General features: G+C 67.1%; 21 protein-coding genes and 2 pseudogenes. 12 read left to right on the forward strand and 11 right to left on the reverse strand.

Going from position 1 to position 24,843, the window contains the following annotated elements; all coding sequences use genetic code 11:
* The 3 genes and pseudogenes from BG28_RS16555 to BG28_RS12515 form a co-directional block, all read right to left on the reverse strand.
* A pseudogene (locus tag BG28_RS16555) lies at positions 1–164 on the reverse strand (ISL3 family transposase); the annotation flags it as partial.
* Positions 165–482: 318 nt separating this feature from the next.
* Positions 483–1,661: a PP2C family protein-serine/threonine phosphatase gene (locus tag BG28_RS12510; protein ID WP_051501429.1), complete on the reverse strand. Its 1,179-nt coding sequence runs from the start codon at positions 1,659–1,661 to the stop codon at positions 483–485.
* An 856-nt stretch (positions 1,662–2,517) separates the two neighbouring features.
* Positions 2,518–3,399: a potassium channel family protein gene (locus BG28_RS12515; RefSeq protein WP_036477478.1), complete on the reverse strand. Its 882-nt coding sequence runs from the start codon at positions 3,397–3,399 to the stop codon at positions 2,518–2,520.
* Positions 3,400–3,619: 220 nt separating this feature from the next.
* Here BG28_RS12515 and BG28_RS12520 point away from each other — a divergent pair, with 220 nt between their 5' ends.
* From BG28_RS12520 to BG28_RS12535, 5 genes are all read left to right on the forward strand, one after another.
* The gene (locus BG28_RS12520) at positions 3,620–5,029 is read left to right on the forward strand and encodes a TrkH family potassium uptake protein (protein ID WP_255342490.1); all 1,410 of its coding nucleotides are present in this window, start codon (positions 3,620–3,622) and stop codon (positions 5,027–5,029) included.
* A gap of 127 nt (positions 5,030–5,156) precedes the next feature.
* Positions 5,157–5,828: a TrkA family potassium uptake protein gene (locus BG28_RS12525; RefSeq protein ID WP_036477482.1), complete on the forward strand. Its 672-nt coding sequence runs from the start codon at positions 5,157–5,159 to the stop codon at positions 5,826–5,828.
* Between the two features lie 10 nt (positions 5,829–5,838).
* Complete coding sequence (locus BG28_RS12530) at positions 5,839–7,023, forward strand: acetoin utilization protein AcuC (RefSeq protein WP_036477484.1); 1,185 nt, start codon at positions 5,839–5,841, stop codon at positions 7,021–7,023.
* Between the two features lie 259 nt (positions 7,024–7,282).
* Complete coding sequence (locus BG28_RS15100; RefSeq protein WP_081652675.1) at positions 7,283–7,381, forward strand: 30S ribosomal protein bS22; 99 nt, start codon at positions 7,283–7,285, stop codon at positions 7,379–7,381.
* Positions 7,382–7,473: 92 nt separating this feature from the next.
* Positions 7,474–7,734, forward strand: coding sequence for a glutaredoxin family protein (locus BG28_RS12535; protein ID WP_036477485.1), 261 nt, complete (start codon positions 7,474–7,476; stop codon positions 7,732–7,734).
* Positions 7,735–7,931: 197 nt separating this feature from the next.
* Here BG28_RS12535 and BG28_RS14575 read toward each other — a convergent pair whose 3' ends face one another.
* Entirely contained in the window at positions 7,932–8,492 is a 561-nt protein-coding gene (locus BG28_RS14575; protein ID WP_051501430.1) for a hypothetical protein, read from the reverse strand.
* 271 nt (positions 8,493–8,763) lie between these two features.
* Here BG28_RS14575 and BG28_RS12545 point away from each other — a divergent pair, with 271 nt between their 5' ends.
* From BG28_RS12545 to BG28_RS12565, 5 genes are all read left to right on the forward strand, one after another.
* Positions 8,764–9,282, forward strand: coding sequence for a CarD family transcriptional regulator (locus tag BG28_RS12545; protein WP_036477487.1), 519 nt, complete (start codon positions 8,764–8,766; stop codon positions 9,280–9,282).
* 65 nt (positions 9,283–9,347) lie between these two features.
* Positions 9,348–10,721 carry a 2-C-methyl-D-erythritol 2,4-cyclodiphosphate synthase gene (gene ispF / locus BG28_RS12550; protein WP_084479717.1) on the forward strand — a complete coding sequence of 458 codons (1,374 nt, stop codon included), beginning with the start codon at positions 9,348–9,350 and terminating at the stop codon, positions 10,719–10,721.
* A gap of 25 nt (positions 10,722–10,746) precedes the next feature.
* Positions 10,747–12,237 (forward strand): cysteine--tRNA ligase, encoded by a 1,491-nt coding sequence (gene cysS / locus BG28_RS12555; protein WP_051501432.1) that lies wholly within the window; start codon positions 10,747–10,749, stop codon positions 12,235–12,237.
* Between the two features lie 2 nt (positions 12,238–12,239).
* Complete coding sequence (rlmB, locus tag BG28_RS12560; protein WP_051501433.1) at positions 12,240–13,232, forward strand: 23S rRNA (guanosine(2251)-2'-O)-methyltransferase RlmB; 993 nt, start codon at positions 12,240–12,242, stop codon at positions 13,230–13,232.
* Between the two features lies 1 nt (position 13,233).
* Positions 13,234–14,688, forward strand: a complete 1,455-nt coding sequence (locus BG28_RS12565) for a hypothetical protein (protein ID WP_036477489.1) — start codon at positions 13,234–13,236, stop codon at positions 14,686–14,688.
* 193 nt (positions 14,689–14,881) lie between these two features.
* Here the strand turns inward: BG28_RS12565 and tyrS are convergent.
* The 4 genes and pseudogenes from tyrS to BG28_RS12585 all read right to left on the reverse strand — a co-directional run bounded on the left by tyrS (position 14,882) and on the right by BG28_RS12585 (position 20,440).
* Positions 14,882–16,197: pseudogene (gene tyrS, locus BG28_RS12570) on the reverse strand (tyrosine--tRNA ligase).
* Positions 16,198–16,271: 74 nt separating this feature from the next.
* The gene (locus BG28_RS12575; RefSeq protein ID WP_235181109.1) at positions 16,272–18,536 is read right to left on the reverse strand and encodes an AAA family ATPase; all 2,265 of its coding nucleotides are present in this window, start codon (positions 18,534–18,536) and stop codon (positions 16,272–16,274) included.
* A gap of 124 nt (positions 18,537–18,660) precedes the next feature.
* A complete protein-coding gene (locus BG28_RS12580) occupies positions 18,661–19,323 on the reverse strand; it encodes a DNA-3-methyladenine glycosylase (protein ID WP_036477491.1) in 663 nt (220 codons plus the stop codon).
* A gap of 40 nt (positions 19,324–19,363) precedes the next feature.
* The gene (locus BG28_RS12585; protein ID WP_084479719.1) at positions 19,364–20,440 is read right to left on the reverse strand and encodes a GTP-binding protein; all 1,077 of its coding nucleotides are present in this window, start codon (positions 20,438–20,440) and stop codon (positions 19,364–19,366) included.
* Positions 20,441–20,499: 59 nt separating this feature from the next.
* Between BG28_RS12585 and ykgO the strand changes: the two genes are divergently transcribed.
* Positions 20,500–20,622, forward strand: a complete 123-nt coding sequence (gene ykgO / locus BG28_RS15105) for a type B 50S ribosomal protein L36 (protein ID WP_084479720.1) — start codon at positions 20,500–20,502, stop codon at positions 20,620–20,622.
* Here ykgO and BG28_RS12590 read toward each other — a convergent pair.
* The 3 genes from BG28_RS12590 to BG28_RS12600 all read right to left on the reverse strand — a co-directional run bounded on the left by BG28_RS12590 (position 20,582) and on the right by BG28_RS12600 (position 24,184).
* Positions 20,582–21,325 carry a lytic transglycosylase domain-containing protein gene (locus tag BG28_RS12590; RefSeq protein ID WP_235181106.1) on the reverse strand — a complete coding sequence of 248 codons (744 nt, stop codon included), beginning with the start codon at positions 21,323–21,325 and terminating at the stop codon, positions 20,582–20,584. The two genes, ykgO and BG28_RS12590, sit on opposite strands and share 41 nt — an antisense overlap.
* 115 nt (positions 21,326–21,440) lie before the next feature.
* A complete protein-coding gene (argH, locus tag BG28_RS12595; protein WP_051501436.1) occupies positions 21,441–22,943 on the reverse strand; it encodes an argininosuccinate lyase in 1,503 nt (500 codons plus the stop codon).
* A gap of 2 nt (positions 22,944–22,945) precedes the next feature.
* Positions 22,946–24,184: an argininosuccinate synthase gene (locus BG28_RS12600; RefSeq protein ID WP_036477492.1), complete on the reverse strand. Its 1,239-nt coding sequence runs from the start codon at positions 24,182–24,184 to the stop codon at positions 22,946–22,948.
* Between the two features lie 166 nt (positions 24,185–24,350).
* On the opposite strand from BG28_RS12600, the gene BG28_RS12605 reads away from it, so the two are divergent.
* The gene (locus BG28_RS12605; protein WP_133726598.1) at positions 24,351–24,809 is read left to right on the forward strand and encodes an ankyrin repeat domain-containing protein; all 459 of its coding nucleotides are present in this window, start codon (positions 24,351–24,353) and stop codon (positions 24,807–24,809) included.
* The last annotated feature ends 34 nt before the right edge of the window (positions 24,810–24,843 follow it).

The raw sequence follows: 24,843 nt of genomic DNA on the forward strand, positions 1-24,843 counted from the left end.
ACCACGACGCGTCTTCCACCCAGCGGTAGGTCAGCGGCGTCGGTGACGGTGTAGCCGGTCAGGTTGAACACCACCGATGCCGCATCCCGGCCCCGGTGCTCTCTGGCCTGTTCGGTGGTGTGGTGGGCAGACAGTGTCGAGGGTGCGCACGTATTCTGAGACATGGCTCGTGTCCTTCGTGGTCGAGGGCAGATTCGTCGCAAAATCCATCCTCAAGCAAGGGCACGAGCCGCTTGACTCACGACACCCCCACGCTCAACTGGGAAGAGCCACTTTAGGTGACCCCAGGCTTGGGGTCGTTATACCCAAGTAGGTGCTCGCTGAGGGTCCGTCTTGCGGGCACTCATGCTTCATTCCGGGACTCAGTGCACGCTGAGGGATCGGCTTACGGGCGGCGCGGGTGGTTCATCTCTGATGGTCCGGGAAAGGGTCGAGTGCCTGTGAGGCCTGATCGAGCGTTCTGCCTCGAGATCGGAGGGGGCTTAGGAATCTCTCCGGATTACGACCACGGTGACGTCGTCGGGGACCTGAGCTTTTCGAGCCCGTCGCAGGGTTTCCTGCACCGCCTCGTCGACGCCGTGTTTGGCAAGGACGTCGTCGGCCTGGGCGAAGGGGTCTTGAAGGTCGAGCAGGTCCAATACCCCGTCGCTGCAGCACATGAGCGCATCACCAGGGTGCAGCTGGGCTGTGCCGAGACGGTGGGGCTCACCCAGGCCCATGGCCAGCGGCAACCCGGTGGAGTTCAGATGATCCCAGCCGCCGTCGGCCCGGTGGATGAAACTCAGACTGTGGCCACCATCCACATAGCTGATGTCGCCGGACGCGGTGTCGATGTCGGCGCAGAACAGGGTGACGAACATACTCAAGTCCCCGACGTCCTGCTCGAGAAGCTTGTCGGTCTCTGCCACGGTGGCGAGCAGGGAACGCCCCGGGGTGGTGCGCATGGAGGCCCGGACTGCCGACGCGATGATGCCGGCACCGGTGCCTTTGCCCATGACATCAGCCAGGGTGACGCGCAACTTGCCCTCCCGGAGGATCACGTCGTGGAAATCGCCCGAGACGCAGCCCGCGGGAACAGTGCCGGCCGTCACCGTAAACCCGGCCGGCTGGGGCAGATCGCGGGGCGCCAGCGCCCGCTGGATGACGACGGCATGATCAAGCTCCTGCTGCTGGGCCAGTTCGGTCTGTACCCAGTGGGCAAGATCTTCCAGCAAGTCGCGCTCATGGTCATCGAGCTGGCGTGGCTTGGTGTCCATCAGGCACAGGGCCCCTACATGTTCGCCGCCGGGTGCCTCGATGGGGTGTCCTGCGTAGAACCGAAGATTCGGGGCCTCAGTGACATAAGGGCTGGACGCGAATCTCGCGTCTTCTTCGAGATCCTCGATGACCAGAGTCTCAGTCTGGTTGATCGTGACTTCGCAGAAAGCGCCCTCTCGGGGTACTTCTGGAGCATCGAAGCCGGCTGAGGATTTACTCCACTGGCGCTCTCGATCCAAGAGATTCACGCTCACCATCGGCACATCGAAGATCTGCTGGGCCATGCGCGTGATCCGGTCCACGCGCTCATCGGGGGGCGTGTCGAGGACATGGAGGGAATCAAGTGCTCGTTGTCGACGCTTTTCATCCAGCATGAGATAACCCTCTTCACTGAGCGGATACATGTCTGCGTATCCATGCGTCTGAAGCTAGCACAGGTTTTTGGGTCTGGATGCTCTTGTATAAAAATCCGGTATAAGTATTGGAATCAACTCTAGGAGCGAGTCGAAATCGACGCTCTGAACCTAAGATGTCTAGCCAGTCCAGGTGCTGGGTGTATCTCGGATGCGAGTTAGGGCCCAGGATTTCTTGCGCCAGCCCGGCACGCCCGGCCGTGACTGCGCTGCCAGGCGCAGATCAGTGTCGCATCCGAAGCGCTACTGCCCGGAGCACGCTCGCCGCGACATGATCGGACGAGCTTAAACGTCCTCAGCGCGACTGACGTGCCCCATGGTGCGGTTTCCACTCGCTCTGACTAGCTTCCGGCGATGAGAGCATTCTTATCATCGTGGGCTTTGCAGTCTTCCCTTGGGAGTAGGGGTGCTTGCCAAGGGTTTGCTGAGACCATCACCAGATTGGGAACCGACGACTCCTCCGGGGCCACACGATTTCGGAGCGAGTAACTAGATGGAGGGCAGGGTCCGAGCGGCGGCGTTGACGCGATGAGTGTTTAGAGAGATTCTGCAGCGGGTCCTAGCCGATGGCGACCGTTTCAGGAATGGTGGAAGCGGTGACGTGCCCGCAAGACCATGGGCTTACGTGCAGGGAATGAGATCTAGCGCCGCGACGAGACCTCCACTTATCGCTATGCGCCACAGGAATGGGCTAGCTCATCGAAGTCGCACGAAACCCTCCGTCGCACGGGCTAGACCTGGAACCACGATTACGTCAGCTTCACAGGGCGCCGCGTGTGCCTCGGCTGGTTTCGACCGCTTTCCCACGGCACGAGCCTTCGTACCTGTCGTCGCTGGAGCAGAGGGATCAGGTCTCTTTCTGCACGGCATGCCCGTGATCGCGGACAAAATGATCGAGGATCTCTCCGGTTGAATCCCCGGAGAGTCCGAATTGGGTGGAAAAGTGTCGCGTGAGATCATCTAGCGCTGACTGGAGCAGCTCTCCATCGGCCCGGATTTCTCTCACAGTTGAGTCCCGTGCGGCGACGCTGAGCTTCTGAAGATAGGGCATGGACGCGGCAAAGGACATCCGGGGATCCGTCTCCCGAAAATAATACGTTTCAGTGTTCTGCGTCAGATCAACCCTGACTTCGGTGATGCTGGCAGCCACCTCTTCGAGGAGACGATTTCCCGTTGATGCTTCAGGTTCGCGCAGGGTCTCCACGTACCCGTTGTCTTCCAGCAGGTGCACCCGAATGGATAGTGTCCGCCTGCGCCCAAGAGCAGGGTATATCTGGCCGAACCACGACAGTGCCGCGGTGAGAAGGGCGAATCCGGTCAGAGCCTGAATGGGTGAGAAGAGACGGATCCAAGGATCCACGGGTATCACATCGCCGAAACCGAGGGTGCCTAAGGTGACCAATGAGATGTAGAGGGCTTCGGCGAATTCGCTATACAACCCAGGATCGATGTCAGCGGAGTAGGAGAATCCTTCCGGCACGTGGGGGTAGTAGATCAGTGCCCATCCCAGTCCCTGCAACAAGGTCCACGAGACCACAGCCACCACCATGGCTGTGGGTCCGGCGATTTGTCCGAACCGATGACCGGTCAACTTCGAGACCCGCCAAACTCCGCTGGCAATCCATTGACTGAACCAGCCCTTCCCGATGGGGTGAAGCAACGTGTGGAAGATGTCGTTCAGCCCCAGGACCACGACGGCGATTCCGAGGAGTGTCAGAAAGGTGTCCAAGAATCACGCGCTTTCTGCAGAGATTCGGGCAGGGGTTGGCCACCCCGGCGTCCCAGTGACGGTTTCAATGCCACCCTACTGGTAGCAGCGACTATCAGACTCGCTTTGGCACGAGATCCGCCGCCATCGATGATGTTCACGTCTCAGCAGCGAACGCACATCCGTCCGCGCCCGATGACGAGGGTCGCGGCCTGAACCCCGTCATACAGTAGTGGCCATGATGAGGGGTCGTCGCTCAGAGCGCAGCAGCAGTGACACGGACACAGTCTTGGCCCGGGTCAAGTGGTGGATGAGACGCCTGACCGCCACGACCCCAGCACGGGCGGCGATGTTGATCTTCGCCGTGACCATCGCCGTGTTCACGTCACTGTTGAACATGCCTTGGGCCACGGTTTCAGGTTCCTCTGCGGCGTTTCATGATGCGCTGTTCGTGGCCACCTCCGCAGTCACCGTCACCGGTCTGACCCCGGTGAACACCGCGGAGCACTGGTCCTTCGCCGGTGAACTGGTCATCCTGATCGGCATCCAGGTCGGCGGCCTGGGCATCATCACGATCGCCGCGCTGCTGGCCATCTCAGTGACCCGCAACCTCGGGCTGCGCACCCGCCTGGTCGCCCAGGAGGGCGGCATCTCCACCGGCTCGATGGGAGAGACCGGCCAGGTGATCCGGACCGTGGTGATCTGCTCCGCCGTGGTGGAGGCGATGCTGATGCTGGTGCTGATCCCGCGCTTCATCGTGATCAACGGCGGCGACGTCGCGGCCGGACTGTGGGACGGAACCTTCTACGCCATCTCAGCGTTCAACAACGCCGGCTTCGTGGCGCACGCCGAGGGCTTCGCCGGCTTCGACAATGACCCGGTGGTCATCTGGACCATCATGGTCGGGGTCTTCCTGGGCAGCCTGGGCTTCCCGGTGCTGTTCATGCTCTGGCGCAACCGCTGGCATGTGCGCCGCTGGAGCCTGCACACCAAGCTCACCCTGGAGGTCACGCTGCTGCTGCTGGTCATCGGCGCGGTGCTCTACGGGGTCATGGAGTGGTCCAACAGCTCCACCATCGGGGAGATGAGCCTCGGGGAGAAGCTGCAGAACTCACTCTTCGCCTCGGTGAACATGCGCTCGGGCGGCTTTGCCGTGGTGGAGTCGAACCTGGAGAACTCCGAGACCATGCTGATCTCCGATGCGTTGATGTTCGCCGGCGGCGGCTCGGCCTCCACCGCCGGAGGCATCAAGGTCACCACCATCGCGGTGATCTGGCTGGCGTTCCTCGCCGAGGCCCGCGGCGACGCCGAGTCCACCGCCCATGGTCGGACCATTCCTGCTTCTGCGGTACGGATTGCGGTTTCCGTGGTGGCCATGGGCGCGACGCTGGTGCTGATCTCCACGGTCTGGCTGATGTACATCACCGGACTGGATATGGGACGCCCGCTGTATGAGTCCATCTCCGCCTTCGCGACCGTCGGGCTCACCAGTGGGCTCACCGAGGAGCTCCCGCCGGAGGGGCTCTACGTGCTCGCGGCGCTGATGTTCGCCGGCCGGGTCGGGATCATCACCTTCGCCGCCTCGCTGACCGTGCGCCAGCGCAGCCGGGTCCGGTACCGCTACCCCGAGGGCCGCCCGATGATCGGCTGATCCAGCATCGCCCGACGAGCATGCTCCCGGTGACACCGGCCAGGCCGAGGGGGTTTACCCTGGAGTCAGCACTTCAGGACTCGGCCCCGCAGGTCGAGCAGGTTCATTCGCGGAAAAGGACGCATTCGTGGCCAAGCTGAATCCCCAGAGCAACAAGCCGGTCCTCGTCGTGGGGCTAGGCCGCTTCGGCATCGCGCTGAGCAACCAGCTGGTGAGCCAGAACAAAGAGGTCCTCGCCGTGGAGCAGAACCGCGGTCTGGTCCAGAAATACGCCGATATGCTCACCCACGTCGTGGAGGCTGACGCCACGGACATCGAGGCGCTGCGTCAGGTCGGCGCCCAGGAGTTCGACGCCGCCGTCGTCGGCGTCGGCACCTCCATCGAGTCCTCGGTGCTGATCGCGGCCAACCTGGTGGACCTCGGAGTCAGCCAGGTCTGGGCCAAGGCCATCAATCCGACGCACGGCAAGATCCTGACCAGGATCGGCTGTCACCATGTGATCTACCCCGAGCACGACGCCGGCGTGCGCGCCGCACACCTGGTCTCGGGTCAGATGCTGGACTTCATCAAGTTCGACGACGACTTCGCCATCGTGAAGATGCGCCCGCCGCGCGAGCTGCACGGCAAGACCATCGACCAGTGCCAGCCGCGCAGCCGGCACAAGGTCAACGTGGTGGGCGTGAAGTCTCCGGGAAAGGACTTCGTCTACGCCCAGCCCGACACCCTGGTCTCCGCCGGAGACACCATCATCGTCTCCGGAGACGTCTCTCAGCTGGAGTACTTCGCCGACCACGCCTGAGGAGGCCACCGTGGGAGAACTTCCCGCCGCCGTCGTCTGGGACGAGGCGCTGCTCGAGTACCGATTCAACGCCGACCACCCCATGAACCCCGTGCGGCTGGAGCTCACGGCGAGGCTCTGCGAAGAGTTCGGCCTGTTCAGCGGGTCCAATGTGAAGCGGCTGGAGACCGCGATAGCCTCCGACGCGGTGCTGGGCACGGTCCACAGCGCAGAGTACATCGCGGCAGTCAAGAACGCCGCCGAGCATGGGCACTCCTCCCAGGACCATGGGCTGGGCACCGAGGACACCCCGGTGTTCAGCGAGATCCATCTCGGCGCCGCCAGGATCGTCGACGGCACCGTCCGGTGCGCCCAGGCGCTGCTCGAGGGCACCGCGGTGCGGGCGCTGAACTTCGCCGGGGGGATGCACCACGCCGCAAGGTCCCGGGCCGGCGGCTTCTGCGTCTATAACGACTCCGCGGCGGCCATCGCGCTGCTGCTCGAGCAGGGCACCCGCCGAGTGGTCTACATCGACGTCGACGCTCACCACGGGGACGGCACCCAGGACATCTTCTACGACGACCCGCGGGTGATGACCATCTCGATCCACCAGACCGGCGTCGCGCTCTACCCGGGCACCGGATTCCCGAACGAGACCGGAGGCCCGGGCGCCGAGGGCTCGGCCGTGAACATTGCGCTGCCTGAGACCACCGGCGACGCTGGCTGGCTGCGCGCCTTCCACGCCGTCATCCCGCAGCTGGTGGCCGCCTTCGAACCCGAGGTCATCGTCTCCCAGCACGGCTGTGACTCGCACCGGGAGGACCCGCTGTCTGACCTGCAGCTCAGTGTGGACGCCCAGCGGCAGAGCGCCCTGGACATCGCGCACCTGGCCGACGAGCACTGCGAAGGTCGCTGGATCGCCACCGGCGGAGGCGGCTACGCGGTGCACACCGTGGTCCCGCGCAGCTGGACCCACCTGACCGGCATCATCGTCGGATCGCCGGTGTCGCTGAAGACCGCGGTGCCCGGCTCCTGGCGGAACTATGTGCGCGAACGCCACCACGTGGAGACGCCCGAGACCATGGGCGACGACGCGCAGCTATGGTGGCGCTCCTGGGAGCTCGGCTACGATCCCTCGGACGCCGTGGACCGCGCGGTGATGCAGACCCGCAAGGAGATCTTCCCGCTCTACGGGCTGGACCCCTGGTTCGACTGATTCCTGGTTCGACTGACCCCCGGTTGGACTGATTCCTGGTTCGACTGACCCCCGGTTGGACTGATTCCTGGTTGGACTGATCCCCCGGGCGAGACCGGCCCCTGGGCGCACCGGTGCCGGGAGTCGCCGGGGCCCGTGCTCCCGCGGTTTCGGCCACAGACGGGACCTTCCCCCTCGATTCTGTGCCAGCACTGCCTTGCGGCTACACTGTTCCGAGACCTTTTTCTCGTTGTTTACCTACAGACAAGGACTGCACCCCATGGGCTCAGTGATCAAGAAGCGCCGCAAGCGCATGGCGAAGAAGAAGCACCGCAAACGTCTGCGGAAGACTCGTCACCAGCGCCGCAACAAGAAGTAAGAGTTCTTGTCAGCGTGAAGAAACCCCGGCAGCCAGCAGGCGGCCGGGGTTTCCTCGTCCCACCCTGAGGATCCCCGAGCGAAGGAGAAGGCGTGAGCCGGTCAGTCGAGGTTGAAGTACTCGTCAAGCAGGGCTGTCACCTGTGCGAAGATGCCGTGACGGTGGCCCGAGAGGTCTGCGCAGAGTTTCCGGTGGAGCTTCTCGAACACGACATCACCGAGAAGCCGGAGCTGCTCTCCAGCTTCGCCGAGGAGATCCCGGTGCTGCGGATCAATGGTCAGGTCAAGGACTTCTGGCGCATCGACCCGCAGCGGCTGCGCCGGCTGCTGCGTGAGGCCCTCGCAGGCTCCTGACGCGGGTGCTCAGCGTCGCCGCAGTCCACGAGCGTCGCCGGAGTCCACTAGCGTCGCCGGAGTCCGCCGAGCGGCGCCGCAGAGCGCGCGCACATACAGAGAGGGCCCGCTTCCAAGGAAGCGGGCCCTCTTCTGTATGTGCGCTCAATGCCCGAGCGCTGTGCGGCGGTTCGGCCGCAGCGTGGGTGGGGCCTGGGTCAGTGGCCGTCGTCGCCCGAGTCGTGGTGCGCCGCGCCGCTGCCCCAGGTGTCGGGACCGTGCACGAGGTGCTCGGTCATGGACTCGTCGTAGCCGTCGGGGAGCAGGTGCCGGTATTCCGGCAGGACCCCGTCGAAGACCGAGGCCATGACCTGCTTGGACTCGCCGTCCACGCTGACGGTGATCTCGTGCATCTGGCCGGGGTCGGCCTGGAAGGATTCGACGACGAGCTCCTCGTCGAGCTCCAGGGACACCTTTTCTCCGGCCGGGAGGGTCGCGGAGAAGGTCTCGCCGTCGACGTCGAGCTCCACCTCGGCGTCCTCGGTGCCGCTGTTGATGATCGAGCCCATCGCCCGCGCGGGGTTGCCGGCCTCATCAGTGATGAAGGCCATGTGGCGGAACTGCACCTCCCCGACGTCGGCACGGGTGCCGTCGGAGGCCGCGTACTGCTGGGTGGTGGCCTGGTAGTTGACGGCGCTGCAGCCGCTGGCGCCCAGGAGTGCGGCGGCAGCCACGGAGACCGCTGCCAGGCGGCGGGTCTTATCGGCTGAGAACTTCACGTGGAGAGTCTCCTCACGGGCTTGGAGCGATGCGGATCAGCTCCAGGGTACGCGGTGCGGGACCCCGGAGATTGGCATGCAGCGCAGATGTCGTCCACGTCAGCGGAGAAGTCTCTGCCCACGTGATGGTCTGATCTGGAGGTAATTCTACAGGATGTCGAAATCCGGTGGCGGCGAACCCTATGTCGTGACGCCGGAGGGGATCCGGAGCGACACGCGGAGGCAATTGTGACGCGTGATAAACTTGAGGTCGGGAAAGGGGAATCATTACATGAATTTTGAGGTCGGCGAGACGGTCGTATACCCGCACCACGGTGCTGCGACGATCGAAGAAGTGAAGACCCGCACCATTCGGGGCGAAGAGAAGATGTACCTCAAGCTTCGGGTCTCCCAGGGAGACCTGACGATAGAGGTACCGGCAGACAACGTCGATCTGGTCGGCGTTCGCGATGTCGTCGGTGCAGAAGGCCTGGAGCACGTCTTCGACGTGCTGCGTGCCGAGTACACCGAAGAGCCCACGAACTGGTCACGCCGGTACAAGGCGAATCTCGAGAAGCTCGCCTCCGGTGACGTGAACAAGGTCGCCGAGGTCGTGCGTGACCTGTGGCGGCGCGAGAACGACCGCGGTCTCTCCGCAGGTGAGAAGCGCATGCTCGCCAAGGCCCGGCAGATCCTGGTCTCGGAGCTGGCGCTTGCGAAGAAGCTCGACGAGGAAGAGGCTGCGAAGCTTCTGGACGAGATCCTCGATCAGGCCCCGACTCCGGCAGAGCCAGAGAAGGTCGCAGAGTAGAGATGAGCCAGGTGGGACCACAGGTCGCACCGGCAGCCACAGATGCTCCAGCAGGAGCACCGTCGATGAGTCGCCCGGACGCCGGGACAGGGAAACCTGTCACAGCGCGCCGGGCGCTCATCGTTGTGGCGGCCGGCAGCGGAGAACGGCTGGGACACGGACGGCCCAAGGCCTGCGTGGATCTGGGCGGACGCCCGATCCTCGCCCACGTGATGGAGCGCCTCCACGGGCTGGCCCAGGGCCTGCCGACACAGGACCCCGCGCACCAGGACCCTTCGCGCCAGGACGGAGCGGTTCGCGGACTGGACGCCGTGGTGCTGGTGCTGCCCTCGGACCAGGTCAGCTATGACCAGCTGGCCACGGTGGGGGAGCAGTTCAGCGCCGCCACCGGCGTGTCGGTGCACCACACCCGCGGCGGAGGCAGCCGCTCCTCCTCGGTGCGTGCCGGGATCCGAGAGCTGCTGCGCGCCGCGGCCGCAGACTGGGACCCAGCGCGCACCACCGTGCTGATCCAGGATGCGGCCCGCGCCATGACCCCCGAGGCGGTCTACGCCCGGGTCTTCGCCGCCGTGGAGGCCGGCGCCGCCGCCGTCGTCCCGGCTCTGCCCGTGACCGACACCATCAAGCGGGTGCATGCCGAGCCGTCCGCGACGCCCGGCGCCGAACGGGTCGCCGAGACCGTGCCGCGCTCCTCGCTGCGCGCCGTGCAGACTCCGCAGGGCTTCACGCTCGAGCTGCTCCAGCAGGCCTTCGACTTCATCGGGGACCTCCCCGACGCCCAGGCCGAGACGCTGACCGACGAGGCCATGATCGCCGAGGCCATGGGGGTCGAGGTCACGATGGTCCCCGGTTCCCAGAGCGCCCTGAAGATCACCACCGCCGAGGATCTCGCCGCCGCCCAGGCGACGCTGGCGCAGCGCGAGACACCCGCCCCGAGGAGACCGGTGCTGCCGCGGGTGGGAATCGGCCACGACGTCCATGCCTTCGCCCCTGCACAGGAGCCCCGGGACCTCTGGCTCGCCGGCTTGTTCTGGCCCGGCCAGCAGGGCCTGACCGGGCACTCCGACGGCGACGCCGTGGCGCACGCCTGCTGCGACGCGCTGTTCAGCGCCGCAGGCCTCGGCGACCTGGGGGTGCACTTCGGGGCTGACACCATCGGCACCGCGCGCCCCGAGCTCGAAGGCGCCTCCGGGGCGCGGCTGCTCGCCGAGGCCGCGCGCATCCTGGCGGCGGAAGGCTTCGGCATCGGATCCATCGCGGTGCAGTTCGTGGCGAAGCGACCGAAGTTCGGTCCGCGACGGGAAGAGGCCCAGCAGGTGCTCAGCGCGGCAGCCGGAGCGCCGGTCGCGATCAGCGCCACGACCTCGGACGGACTCGGCTTCACCGGTCGCGGCGAGGGCATCCTGGCCACGGCCACCGCCGTGATCTACACGATCTGAACCGAGGACCGGATAGGCTGACCGCGTGGCACTGCGACTTTATGACACCAAGACGGCGACCGTGCGAGATTTCGAGCCCCTCGAGCCGGGCAGGGTGTCCTTGTACTACTGCGGCGCCACCGTCCAGGGGCGACCCCATGTGGGCCACGTGCGATCGGCAGTGGCCTTCGACATCCTGATCCGCTGGCTCGAACACAGCGGCCTCGACGTGCTCAGCGTCCGCAACGTCACCGACATCGACGACAAGATCTTGGAGAAGTCGGCGCTCTCCTACCTGCCCGAGCACACCCCCAGCCCGGACTACCCCGCGCAGGAGCCCTGGTTCGCCCTGGCCTACCGCTTCGAGCAGGCCTTCCACCAGGCCTACGACGCGCTCGGGGTGAAGCGCCCGCGCTACGAGCCGCGCGCCACCGGGCATATGACCGAGATGTTCGCGCTGATCCAACGACTGATCGACGCCGACCACGCCTACCCCGCCCAGGACGGCTCCGGTGACGTCTACTTCGACGTCCGCTCCTGGCCCCGCTACGGGGAGCTCACCCATCAGCGGGCCGAGGACATGCAGGACGCCGCCGACGCCGATGCCCGCGGCAAGCGCGACCCGCGCGACTTCGCGCTATGGAAGGGCCACAAGGCCACCGACCCGGAGACCGCGCGCTGGGACGCCCCCTGGGGCGCCGGCCGGCCCGGCTGGCACGTGGAGTGCTCGGCGATGGCGACCAAGTACCTGGGCAGCCGCTTCGACATCCACGGCGGGGGCCTGGACCTGCGCTTCCCGCACCACGAGAACGAGCTGGCCCAGTCCGGCGCCGCCGGCGACGACTTCGCCCGGTTCTGGCTGCACAACGGGATGGTCACCTACGCCGGGGAGAAGATGTCCAAATCCGTGGGCAACACCATCGCCCCGGAGGAGATGCTCAGCGCCGCCCGGCCACGCGCCGTGCGCTACTTCCTGGGTCAGGCCCATTACCGCTCCCAGCTGGACTACCGCCCGACCTCGCTCCAGGAGGCCCAGGCCGCCGTCGAACGTATCGAGACCTTCCTGGGCCGCGCGGCGGAGGCCCTCTCCGGCCAGCGTCTGGGCTCCCATGACGCTGTCCCGGAAGCCTTCACCGCAGCGATGAACGATGACCTCAATGTCCCGCAGGCGCTGGCGGTGCTCCACGAGACCGTCCGGGCGGGCAACATCGCCCTCGACGCCGAAGACACCGAGCAGCTCGTGCGCAGCGCCGGCGCCGTGAGCACCATGGTCCAGGTGCTCGGGCTCAGCGATGTCCCCGAGGTAGGGGCCGCCGGCGGTTCCGAGGCTGAGGCCGCGCTGGGTGAACTCATCGAGGCGCTGCTCACCGATCGCGTGGAGGCCAAGTCCGCCAAGGACTACGCCCGCGCCGATGCTGTCCGCGACCGGCTCACCGCAGCCGGAATCGCGCTGGAAGACTCCAAAGATGGAACTCGTTGGGCGCTTGCCCGGACGAGTTCGACCACCAGCCCCGCCACCGGGGCTAGGAAAGGCTGAACATGGGACAAGATTCACGGCCGAAATCGGCTGCGATCCGCAGAGAGAAGAAGGGCCCGCAGACCGGGTCCGGAGGTCAGGGACGGCGCGCGCTGCGTGGGAAGGGACCCACGCCTAAGGCGGAGGACCGGGTCTACCACAAGGCGCACCGGCAGAAGATGCTGGCCGATCGGGCAGCCACGAAGACCAGCAGCAACCAGCCCCGCCAGCGCGGCTCCGGCTTCGGTGCCGAGGACATGGTCGCCGGACGCAACTCAGTGCTTGAGGCGCTGCGCGAACGGGTCCCGGCGAAGGAGCTGCATGTCGCCACCGACGTGGAATCCGACGGCCGCGTCCGGGAGGCGCTGCAGTTCGCCGCAGAAGCCGGGGTCCGGGTCCGCGAAGTCACCCGTCGGCAGCTGGATAACTCCACCGGAGGTGCGGTCCACCAGGGTCTGGCGCTGCTGCTGGAACCCTACGACTACATCGACGCGCTGGAGCTGGCCGAGAACGAGCTGGAGCGCGCGGCCAAGGGCCACATCCCGCACCAGCCGTTGTTCCTGGCATGTGACTCGATCACCGATCCGCGCAACCTCGGCGCGATGCTCCGCGCCGCCTCGGCCTTCGGCGCCCATGGGGTGCTGATCCCGGAACGGCGCAGCGCCGGTGTGACCGCCACGACCTGGAAGACCTCCGCCGGAGCTGCGGCGCGGATCCCGGTGGCCCGGGCGAAGAACCTGACCCAGACGCTGAAGGAGGCGAAGCAGCTGGGCTTCTTCGTGCTGGGGCTCGACGGCGAGGGCGACATCTCGCTGCAGAACATCGAACTGGCCCAGGAGCCGGTGATCATCGTGGTCGGCTCGGAGGGCAAGGGCCTCTCCCGCCTGGTCCGTGAGACCTGCGATCAGATCGTCTCGATTCCGATCACCTCGGCCACCGAATCCCTCAACGCCTCCATGGCTGTAGGGATCAGCCTCTACGAGATCGCGATGCGACGCCAGGGGGCACGGCAGTAATATGGCGAGCTTCCGAGGCGAGGAACAACCAGGATTTCGAGACCTGGTCGGAACCTGGCTGTCCCAACAGTCCTGGTTCCAGGCTGCACCAGGTCGCCGGGTGATCACCCGCGTCGGTGGTCTGCGGCTCCCCGCCCCGGAAGGGGACCCTGATCAGGGTCTGCGCCTGGAGCTGCACATCATCCAGGTGGACCACGCCGCCGGACAGGCGCGCGTGGCCGTCCCGATGGCGCTGCGCAGCCGACCTTCGGCGCTGGCCGGCAAGACCGCGTTCATCGGTCGCCTCAGCGCGGCCGCCGGAGACCTCTGGGTCTACGACGGCGCCCGCGATCGAGCCTTCCTCGCGGCCTGGCACGAGATGGCTCGCCGCGGACAGGGCAGTCGCAACGGCCGGTCCCGAGGGGAGGCCTTCGCCGAGTTCAACACCTGGCCCGCATTCCCGGCCAAGCTGCAGCGCACCCCCCTGGATGCGCCGGCGCCGGCGGTGGCCCGCACTGCGGTGACCGTCGAAGGTGGAGCCGAAGAGACCTCCAAGACCCTGGTCGACTTCATCCGCCGTCCGGACCAGCATCGCCCCGACGCTCTGGACACCGTGCTGCAGATGAGCAGGAACGGCAGCCGCACCGTGGCACGAGTCCTGGGCGTGGTCACGGGCAGCTGGCCAGAGCCGCACCCGGGCAGCGGAGAGCCCCAGTGGGTCACCGGTGATCTCGGGATCATCCGCGAGGTCTCCATCAGCGGCGCACCAGCATCGACGCGGGCCCGCGCCGCTCTGGCGGAAGGATCAGACTTCCTTCCCGAGGCCACCGCGCTGGGTCGGATCCTGGGTGACTTCCACGCAGACCTCGCCGGAACCTTCGGGGCACACCCGCAGACCGCCGCGCAGCTCGAAACCAGCAAGGACCAGGCCGCGGAGCAGTTGGAACAGGCTTGGACGAAGGTGCGTGAGGACTCCGATGAGACCGCGACTCCCGAGCTGGGGGATCTCATAGGCCGCCTAGGCACAGCGCTGCGCAGCGTGGACCAGGTGATGGACCTGCAGAAGATCCATGGGGACCTGACCCTTGAACGACTCCGCCAGCACGAGACCGGCTGGATCATCGACGAGGACGGCGGGATGATCGATCACGCTCAGCCGCTGCGCGACGTGCTCTCCTTGATCGCCTCGCTCGCGGAGCTCGTGCGGGAGGTCACCCAGAGAGACTCCGATACCGCACCGGCTCAGCCGGAGGCATCGATCAAGGACCTCGGGCTCTGGTACGAACAGGTGACCAAGGCAGTTCTCCAGGGCTACCGGGACAGTGATGCCAGCAGTTCGGGAATCGACACGCCCCTCTTCGAGGCCGCCATGGTCACCGAATCCCTCGAGCTGTTCCACCGGTGGGGCGCCCGCTGGGTCTTGGGACCTTGCCTGTCGGACAAGCACCAGACCGGATCCGGTAAGCACGAGACCTGATCCGGAGAGGACCCAGGACAGAGTCCGCTGGTTCGACCCGGATGCTCTCGGTCGTAGGATCCGGGCCGGCTGGTCCGCAGTGGGGGAGGCGGCCCAATTGAGGCCACCCGACTGCGGAAGCCTGACCGGGACGGCACGGAGTGTAGGGCAGGGCTGGGATCCCCGGGATCCCAGCCCCGTCCCCGGGGCGGGCTCAGCCCCGATGGACCAGCGCGAGGTTCTTCTTGCCCCGGCGGACCAGCAGGAACTTCTCATGCAGCCACATCGCCTCGGTCACCAGGCGTCGGGGTCGGTGATCTTCTCGTTGTTGACGTAGGCGCCGCCGTCGTTGATCGCACGACGAGCCTCGCCGTTGGACTTGACCAGTCCGGTGTCCACGAGCAGGCGCACGGCCGTGGCTTCCTCCGCCGGGATGCTGGCATGCGGAAGCTCTGAGGCGACCGCGTGCAGCGTGGGCTCATCGATCTGGTCCAGCTCACCCTTGCCGAAGATCGCACCGGAGGCTTCGATCACCTTTTTCGTGGCGTCTTCGCCGTGGACCAGGGAGGTGACGTCCCAGGCGAGTGCCCGCTGGGCCTCGCGCTTGAAGGGCGCATCCTGCACCGAGCTCTCGAGCTCGGCGATCTCTTCACGGGTACGGAAGGTGAAGACCTTGAGCCGGTCGATCACATCGGCATCGGACTGGTTGAGCCAGAACTGGTAGAAGGCGTAGGGCGAGCACAGCTCGGCGTCGAGCCAGATGGCGTTGCCCTCGGACTTGCCGAACTTGGTGCCGTCGGAGTTGGTGATCAGGGGTGTCCCCAGCGCGTGCACCGTGGCGCCCTCGGCCCGACGGACCAGCTCGGTGCCGGAGGTCAGGTTGCCCCACTGGTCCGAGCCGCCGAACTGCAGCGTGCAGTCGTACTGCCGGAACAGCTGCAGGTAGTCGAATCCCTGCAGGACCTGGTAGCTGAACTCGGTGTAGGAGATGCCCGTCTCGGAGTTCAGCCGCTTGGCCACGATGTCCTTCTTGATCATCGTGCCCACGCGGAAGTACTTGCCGATGTCGCGGAGGAACTCGATGGCGCTGACCCCCTGGGTCCAGTCGAGGTTGTTCACCATCGTGGCCGCGCTGTCTCCTTCGAAGGAGATGTAGTTCTTGATCTGGGACTGCAGCGAGTCCACCCAGCCGGAGACCACCTCGGGGGTGTTCAGTGTGCGTTCGCTGGAGGGACGCGGATCTCCGATCAACCCGGTGGAGCCGCCCACCAGGGCCAGCGGCTTGTGCCCGGCCAGCTGGATGCGGCGCATGGTCAGCAGCTGGACCAGGTGACCCAGGTGCAGGGAGGCCGCGGTGGGATCGAATCCGCAGTAGTAGACGATCGGCTCACCGGTGAGCGCCGCTTCGAGCGCGTCCGCGTCGGTGGAGACCTGAACCAGGCCTCGCCAGTTCAACTCCTGCCAGAGCGAGTCGAAGCTTGGATCGTTGCGCTGAGCGGCCAGCGCCGGGTTCGTGGATTCGAGGCTCATCTGGGTCACACCAGGTACGTTACCAATCTTCTCCTGCCGAACCGCTCCGAAACGTCGGAATCGTTGGGGACCGGTCAGAATCCTGCCGGCAGGTCGCGGGCGGCGATCACATGCAGCGCATGCGTGGGCCGGGTCAGGGCCACGTAGAGACTGCCCACCCGCCCGGCGGTCTCCTCCAGGATCTCGGCAGGCTCGATGAGCACCACGGCGTCGAACTCCAGGCCCTTGGCCTCATCGGCGGAGAGCGCCAGGATGTCCTCGGTCAGCGAGCCGGCGCCGCGGCCGACGCGGGCGCCGAACTCGGCGACCAGGGCGCTGCGGGTCGCGGAGAGCAGCCGCTGCGGCACGATGGCGGCCACCAGCCCCTCCCCCAGGCGCTCATGCTCGGCGCCCATCGCGGCGATCGCGGCGCTGACCAGCTGATCAGCCTCGACCTTCTCGATCACCGGCGGGTGATCACCGTCCCGAACCGTGCGCAGCGAGGTGGTCTCCAGCCCGTTGGCCGCGGCGACGCGTTCTGCCAGCTCCACGATGGTGCCGGGGGTGCGGTAGTTGACCGTGAGCTCCTCGACCCGCATCCGGTTGCCGACGAAGGGAGCCATCGCCTGCTGCCAGCTCGGGGCGGCCGAGGGCGTGGAGCCCTGGGCGATGTCTCCGACGATGGTGAAGGACTTCAGCGGGCAGCGCCGCATCAGCACATGCCACTGCATGGCCGAGAGCTCCTGCGCCTCGTCGACCACCACGTGGCCGTAGGTCCAGCTGCGGTCGACCTGTGCGCGCTCGGCGGCGGTCAGCCGGGGGCCGGACTCGGCGTTCATGTCCACCACGGCCTGGGCGTCGAGGAACCCCTCGATGCCCATCTCTTCGAGCTGCGGGGTGGCGTTCTCCACCGCGCGCTGGGCGTTGTCCAGGGAACGGGCAGCGGCGGCCTTCTGCCGCGCGGCCTCGCGTCCGGCGGACTCGTCCAGCGCGCCCAGCAGCTCAGCCGCCTCATCGAGCAGCGGCACATCGGCACTGGTGAAGGCGCTTCCAGGCTGGCGCTGCAACAGCTCCCGCTCCTGCGCGGTGAGCTCGGGCGCGACGTCGGCGAGGTACTTGGGCTTGCTGAAGAGGTCCTCGAGGAGTCCCTGCGGGCTGCGCGGCATCCAGCACAGGTTCAGCAGCACCCGGACATCGCGGGCGGTGCGGACGTCTTCGAGCAGATAGGACCGGTCGGCGTCGTTGCCTTCGGAGCGCTTCTCGATGATGCGTTCGAGCTTCTCAGCGATCTCCTTGACCAGGACCTTGACGAAGGTCGGGCGAGCCTCGTTATAGGGCTTGCCGGTGGCGCGGGCCCGTTCCAGAGCCCGGTTGACCATCTTCGGGGTCACCCCGACCCGGGTGCCGTCCACGGTGATGTCGCGGACCTCGGGGATGGTGCGCTGGCGGTGGGCGACGGCGGCGTCGATGATCTGCACCCAGTCCAGGCGTCCCTTGATCTCTTCGACCCGTGGGTCCTGCTCCTGAGTGCCGCGCACCCCGGGGAACAGCTCCGCGAGCGAGGACAGCACCACGCCGGTCTCCCCCAGGGAGGGCAGCACCCGGTCGATATAGGACATGAAGGTGGAGTTCGGGCCCACGATCAGCACACCGGCGGACTTCAACCGGTCCCGGTGGCTGTAGAGCAGGTAGGCCGCGCGGTGCAGCGCCACCGCCGTCTTGCCGGTGCCGGGTCCGCCCTGGACCACCATGACTCCGGGCAGATCGGCGCGGATGATCCGGTCCTGCTCGGACTGGATGGTCGCGACGATGTCGCCCATCTGTCCGGTGCGGCGCGCGGTGAGCGCGGCGAGCAGGGCGCCGTCGCCATGGTTGTGGCTGGCTTCTTCCAACATGCTGGCGTCGAGCACGTCGTCCTCCACCCCGTGCACCTCGCGGCGCTTGAGCAGCAGGTGCCGACGACGGCGCACGCCTTGGCGTTCGAAGGCGGTCGCCTGGTAGAACACCCCGGCTTCGGGAGCGCGCCAGTCCAGCATCAGTCGCTGGTGGCTCGCGGAGGTCAGGCCGATCCGCCCGATGTAGCGACACTCCCCGGAGTCGTGATCGAGGCGGCCGAAGACCAGCCGATCGTCGACCGCGTTGAGCTGCGCGAGCCGGTCCTCATACATCGCGGCGAAGGCATCGCGCTCGGAGGCGTTCTGCATGGTGCCGCGGGACCCGACCCGGCGGACCTTCGCGAGCTGGACCTCTTTCTCGGCCCGCAGCTCATCGAGCCGGGAGTAGAGCACCCCGACGTACTCGCGCTCCTGCTCCACGCCGGCCTCGAGGCCGGGCATCGGAACGTCGTGGTCTTCGGGCATCATCTCGGCCGTGGCCGAGGACTGTGAATCACTCATCAAGCAGCGCAGCTCTCCGTCGCGAATTTGCTGACCACCAATCATACCTCTATTCAGGTGAACCTGATGTGGCCAGATTCGGTGCAGGTCATGAGCTGACCTCCGCAGGAACATTGCGCCCGGCCCGATAGACCGAGACCGTGGGATCGGCGTCGAGCCAGTAGCGCCAGGGATAGGCCCGGCTGCCCCCGGCGCCGGAGACCCCGACGCGCGGTCCGCGACGGATCCGGTCAGCGCCCACGGGATCCGCCGGCGGGCTCAGCGTGAACCGGGCCGGGTCGTCGTGGCCGGCTGACTGCTCGAAGTTCACCGGCAGCGCGTCCATCGGCAGCGTGATGCCCAGACCCTGGCCCAGTCGACCCGGACCCGAGAGCAGCTTCGCCCCGGTGTCACGGCCGCCGCGGCGCTCGATCGCCAGGTCCCGGCCGGTCAGCACCTCACCGGCGCGCAGGAGCACGCCTCCTGCGGTGTCTTCGGCCGCGCAGGCGAAGTTCAGGCAGCGGTGGATCCCGTAGTTGAGGTAGACGTAGGTGTGCCGGGGCGGCCCGAACAGCGCCGCGTTGCGGGCGGTCCTGCCGTTGAAGCTGTGCGCCCCGGGGTCCTCGCCCTGATCCCCGTAGGCCTCGACCTCGGTCAGCCGGACCCGCACGGATCCACCGGCGGTCGCGACCGTGAGCTCGCAGCCCAACAGCGCTGGGGCCAGCTCGGTGGCATGGGCGTCGAAGAGGGAGTGCAGCCGTGCGGAATCCATCTGCCCATGATCGCAGAGACCTCCCCGAGCAGCTGACCGGTCAGTCCTCGGTCTCTGTGACCGACTGCCAGAGGGGAAAGGGGTCAGCGAAGGTGCGCCAGAGCGGGGGCCCGGCCGTGAGCTCGGCATCGGTGAGCGTGGCCTCGTCAAGGGCTGCGGCGAGTCCTGCCACCTCGAGGTCCATCCCGATGAAGGCGATGTCCTGACCGAAGGCCAGCATCTCCTCGGGGTCCTCGATCTGGTGATCAAAGGCCAGCGGAGCCAGCGAGATGATCTGCCCGATGTGTTCCCACTGTGCGGTGACGTGCGGGCGGGTCGCGAGGCGGGCGAAGCCTGCCGAGCGGATCACCCGGCCGAACTCCTCGGTCTCGACGCGCAGATCCAAGAGCTGCTTGAGCCGGCCGGGATGGAAGGGACGATGTTGTTCGTAGCGGAAGGCCGAGACCCGATTGTGTCTGCGGCGCGGATGGAAGTCCCTGTTCAACAGGCAGGTCCAGCCGGCGCGAGTCTCCTGCCCCGAGTAGCCGGGCACGGTGGAGCGGTGAGTCCGAGCCGCGGGCTCCCCGTCGAACCGCACCTGGGCCAGCGGGCTCAGGTGCGCCACCAGCGCCGCCAGCATGGCCAGCTCGTCCGGGTCGATCCGCTGCCAGTTCATCATCATCACCGTCGAGGCGTATTCGATCTGCTTGACGATCACCTCGGCGCGGCAGACGTAGGCCAGCTCCCCCGGGTGCGTCCAGCGCTGATCGGCCTCCAACACCACGTAGTCGTCGCGGAAGAGATCATCAAGCAGGTGGGCGGCATCGACCACGCAGATCACCTCGGACAGCCGGGCCTGCGGCTCAGGGTCACCGCCTGAGCCGGTCAGTGAGCCGATGACCTCGGTGATCGCGCTGGCCAGCGGGTACTCCACGACCAGTTCGGTGCTGCTGGGCACGAGCTGGAGCAGCCGCAGCGCTGACTCCAGCGCGGTCTCGTCTGACGCGATGCGGTCCGCCTGCAGCAGCACGGAGTCGCGCTGCCGGGCCAGGGCCGCGGCGAAGTCTTTACGCTCTGGCCCGCAGGCCCCCATCACCGCGACCACTCGGACAGCTGATCCCTCACCTGACATCGTCATCGTCGCTCCCTTCGAGTAGTGTTAACGCTAATGCTACTCATTCTCACTAGGAGGTCATAATGAAGGTCCGGAACTCACTGCGTGCATTGAAGAACAAGCCGGGGTCACAGGTGGTGCGCCGCCGGGGGCGCACCTACGTGATCAATAAGAAGAATCCGCGGCTGAAGGCGCGTCAGGGCTGACGTACTCCTGAGCCCGGGCAGCGACGTCGTTGACGTAGCGCACCGACTGGTTATAGGCGACGACGGCGTCCACCCAGCCTTCGTCGCTGCTCAGGTCCTCCCCGCTCTCGCACAGATACACCGCGGCGGTCAGCGCGGCGTCGTCGAAGTGGTGCGGATCTGAGTCGCCGCTGCGGGAGCCGTCCTGGGCATACAGCGCCCAGGTGGCCGGGATGAACTGCATCGGTCCCACCGCGCGGTCCCATTCGGTGTCTCCGTCCAGGGTGCCGCCGTCGGTGTCGGGGATCTCCGCCAGTCCCGGGGACCCGTCCAGCGGGATCCCGATGATCGCGGGGGCGACCTGTCCATCCGGCTCGACCTGCGCCTCGGCGTAGGTGCCGTGATGGGACTCGACCTGACCGATGCCGGCCAGGGTGTTCCAGCCCAGTCCGCACTCCGGCCGGGTCTGCGCCACCAGCAGGGCCGCCCCGCTATAGGCGGCCAGGGCGCGCTGCGGAATGCCGGTGCGCTCGGCCACCTCCTCAAGCCACGCTTCGTCGGCGAGCCCGGCGATCGGTGCCCAGGGCTGACCCGGCGCCGGGTCCTCGGCGGGGGCAGCGGCTTCTGGGAGCCGCTGATCCGGCGCGCTCGGGTAGTCCAGGGCCGGAGCCTGCCGCGGTTCGGCGCATCCGCTGAGCGCAAGCAGGAGCGCCCCGGCCAGCACGGCCGGGGCGCTCCTGCTTCGCCTCGAAGGGCCTCGCGTCATGCTGTGCTCACTCCATCGTCAGGTTCTTGAGTCAGCTCAGCTGGCCAGTTCGGCAGCCGGTCCAGCGGCCAGCTCAGCTGACGCTGTCTGGACCGACGTTGCTGCCCGCTGAGCCGATGAACTCCTTGATCGGGCTCAGCTGCAGCTTGAGCTCGTCAAGCTGCTCCGCCACGGCGGAGGGTGCCGTGCCGCCCCGGGAGGACCGGGAGTTCAGCGAGCCGAAGGTGGTCAGCACCTCACGCACCGCCGGGGTCAGCTGCGCCGAGATCCCGCTGAGCTCCGCATCGGTGAGGTCCCAGAGCTCGACGTCGCGGGCCTCCGCCACCCGGACAGCCTCGCCGGAGAGCTCGTGGGCCACCCGGAAGGGCACGCCCTGCCGGACCAGCCATTCGGCGATGTCGGTGGCCAGCGCGAAGCCGCGCGGGGCCAGCTCGGCCATCCGGTCGGTGTGGAAGACCAGGGTGGCGATCATCCCGGAGACCGCCGGCAGCAGCAGCTCCAGGGTGTCCACCGCGTCGAAGAGCGGCTCCTTGTCCTCCTGCAGATCCCGGTTATAGGCCAGCGGAAGGCCCTTGAGCGTGGCCAGCAGCCCGGTCAGGTCACCGATCAGACGGCCCGACTTTCCGCGGGCGAGCTCGGCCACATCGGGGTTCTTCTTCTGCGGCATGATCGAGCTGCCGGTGGAGAAGGCGTCATCGAGGGTGACGAAGCCGGCCTCCTTGGTGGCCCAGAAGATGATCTCTTCGCTGATCCGGGACAGATCCACGCCGATCATGGCGCTGACCCAGGAGAACTCCGCGTAGACGTCTCGTGCCGCGGTGCCGTCGATGGAGTTCCAGGCCGCCTGGTTGAAGCCGAGCTCCTCGGCCACGCGCTGCGGATCCAGGCCCAGCGAGGACCCGGCCAGGGCGCCGGAGCCGTAGGGCGAGGTGGCCGCGCGCCGGTCCCAGTCCACGAGGCGCTGCAGATCGCGCAGCAGCGCCCAGGCGTGGGCCAGCAGGTGGTGGCTCAGCAGCACCGGCTGGGCGTGCTGCAGATGCGTCCGGCCCGGCATCGGCGCGTTCGGGTGCGCCTCTGCCTGGCTGATCAGCGCCTCGATGGTGCCCAGCACCCCGGCGCCGACGACCCGGGCGTGATCGCGCAGGAACATCCGTCCCATGGTGGCGATCTGGTCATTGCGTGAGCGCCCGGCGCGCAGCTTCCCGCCCAGGTCCTCACCGGCGCGTGCAAGCAGGCCGCGCTCCAGCGCCCCGTGCACGTCCTCATCGCTCGGCGCCGGAGTGAAGTCCCCGGAGAGCACATCGGCCTCGAGCTGATCGAGCGCAGAGAGCATCCCCGCCAGCTCGGGCTCATCGAGCAGCCCGGTGCGGTGCAGCACCCGGGCGTGTGCGCGGGATCCGGCGATGTCGTAGCGGGCCAGGCGGAAGTCGAAGTGCGTGGACTTGCTCAGCGCCGCCAGCGCATCGGCGGGTCCCGAGGCGAACCGTCCGCCCCAGAGCGCGCCCTCGTTGGTGCCGTGCCTGCTCTCCGAATCCTGCTGATCCAGGCTCGTCGGCGTCGTGCTCTCCGAGCTCATGCTCAGCGGTCCAGGCTGCCGAGGCCGGAGAAGTCCGGCTTGCCGTGGATGCGCTGCTCGCGCTGGGAGGCCACCTTGGAGGAGAGGCCGAAGATGTCGATGAATCCTCGGGCGCTGGACTGATCGAAGGCGTCGCCGGCGTCGTAGGTGGCCAGGTTGAAGTCATACAGGCTGGTCTCGGAGCGGCGGCCCTGCACGGTGGCGCGGCCTCCGTGCAGCTCGAGCCGGATCTCACCGGAGACGTACTTCTGGGTCTCGTCGATGAAGGCGTCGAGGTTGCGCTTGAGCGGGGAGAACCACTGGCCGTCGTAGACCAGCTCGGTCCAGCGCTGGTCCACGGTCTTCTTGAACCGGGCCTGCTCACGCTCCAGGGTGATGTTCTCCAGCTCGCGGTGCGCAGCGATCAGCGCCATCGCGCCGGGAGCCTCGTAGATCTCACGGGACTTGATGCCCACCAGGCGGTCCTCGACGATGTCGATCCGGCCCACACCCTGGGCGCCGGCGCGGCGGTTGAGCTGCTCGATGGCCTCCAGGGCGGTCACGGTCTGCCCGTCCAGGGCCACCGGCACGCCCTGGTCGAAGGTGATGGTGACGACGTCGGCTGCGGGCGGGAACGAGGGGTCCTCGGTGTACTCATAGACGTCCTTGGTGGGACCGTTCCAGATGTCTTCCAGGAAGCCGGTCTCCACGGCACGACCCCAGACGTTCTGGTCGATGGAGAACGGGTTCTTCTTGGTGGTCTCGATCGGCAGGCTGTGCTTCTCGGCGTATTCGATGGCGAGCTCACGGGTCAGGGCGAGGTCGCGGACCGGGGCGATGCACTTGAGCTCCGGGCCCAGGGTCTGGATGCCGACCTCGAAGCGGACCTGATCGTTGCCCTTGCCGGTGCAGCCGTGAGCGACCGTGGTGGCGCCGAACTGCTGGGCGGCCGCGACCAGGTGCTTGGTGATCACGGGGCGGGAGATCGCCGAGACCAGCGGGTAGGAGTCCATGTAGAGGCCGTTGGCCTTCAGCGTGGGCATGCAGTACTGATCGGCGAACTCGTCGCGGGCATCGGCGACATAGGCCTCCACGGCGCCGCAGTCCAGTGCGCGCTGGCGCACCGTCTCCAGGGATTCGCCGCCCTGTCCGACGTCGACCGCGACCGCGACGACCTCCTGGCCGGTGGCTTCGGCGATCCAGCCGATGGCCACCGAGGTGTCGAGGCCGCCGGAATAGGCGAGAACAATACGATCAGTCACAACGAATCTCCTTGGGGAACGGAATTTTGGCTCGGATACAGACTACATAATTATTCGCAGGTCTGCATAAAGCGTGTCGGTGAGGTTCGGGGTCCCGGTCAGGTTATCGCCTTCGCGGGCCTCAGGGATCCGGGCGCCCGCGCCGGTCTCCGATAGACTTGCGGCCATGTCACAGGACTTCCAGCACGCGGCCGATCCCTCTGAGAACCAGCATCCTCCCGCAGGCGGCGCGCCGGAGCTGACCGAGGAACAGATGGAGTTCCTGGCCTCGATGTTCGGCCTCGCTCGAGCGGGCAAGACCGAGGAGCTGCTTGACCTTGTGGACCGCGGCGTGCCGGTGAACCTGAGCAACGAGAAGGGCGACACGCTGCTCATCCTCTCGGTCTACAACGATCACACCGAGCAGGCCCAGGGACTGCTGGCCCGCGGCGCCGACGTGGACCGGGTCAATGATCAGGGCCAGACCGCGCTGGGCTGCGCGGTGTTCCGGCAGAACGAGGTGGCCACGAAGGCGCTGCTCGCCGCCGGCGCCGATCCCCGCCTGGGTCGGCAGAGCGCCTATGCCGTGGCGGAGATCTTCGGCCTCGACGCGATGCGCGCGATCCTCGACGCCCACACGGGCTGAGCAGCGGGCACCCGCCCCCGAACTTCGTCCCGGG

It is taken from the genome of Nesterenkonia sp. AN1 (assembly GCF_000582475.1).
Lineage (GTDB): Bacteria > Actinomycetota > Actinomycetes > Actinomycetales > Micrococcaceae > Nesterenkonia > Nesterenkonia aurantiaca.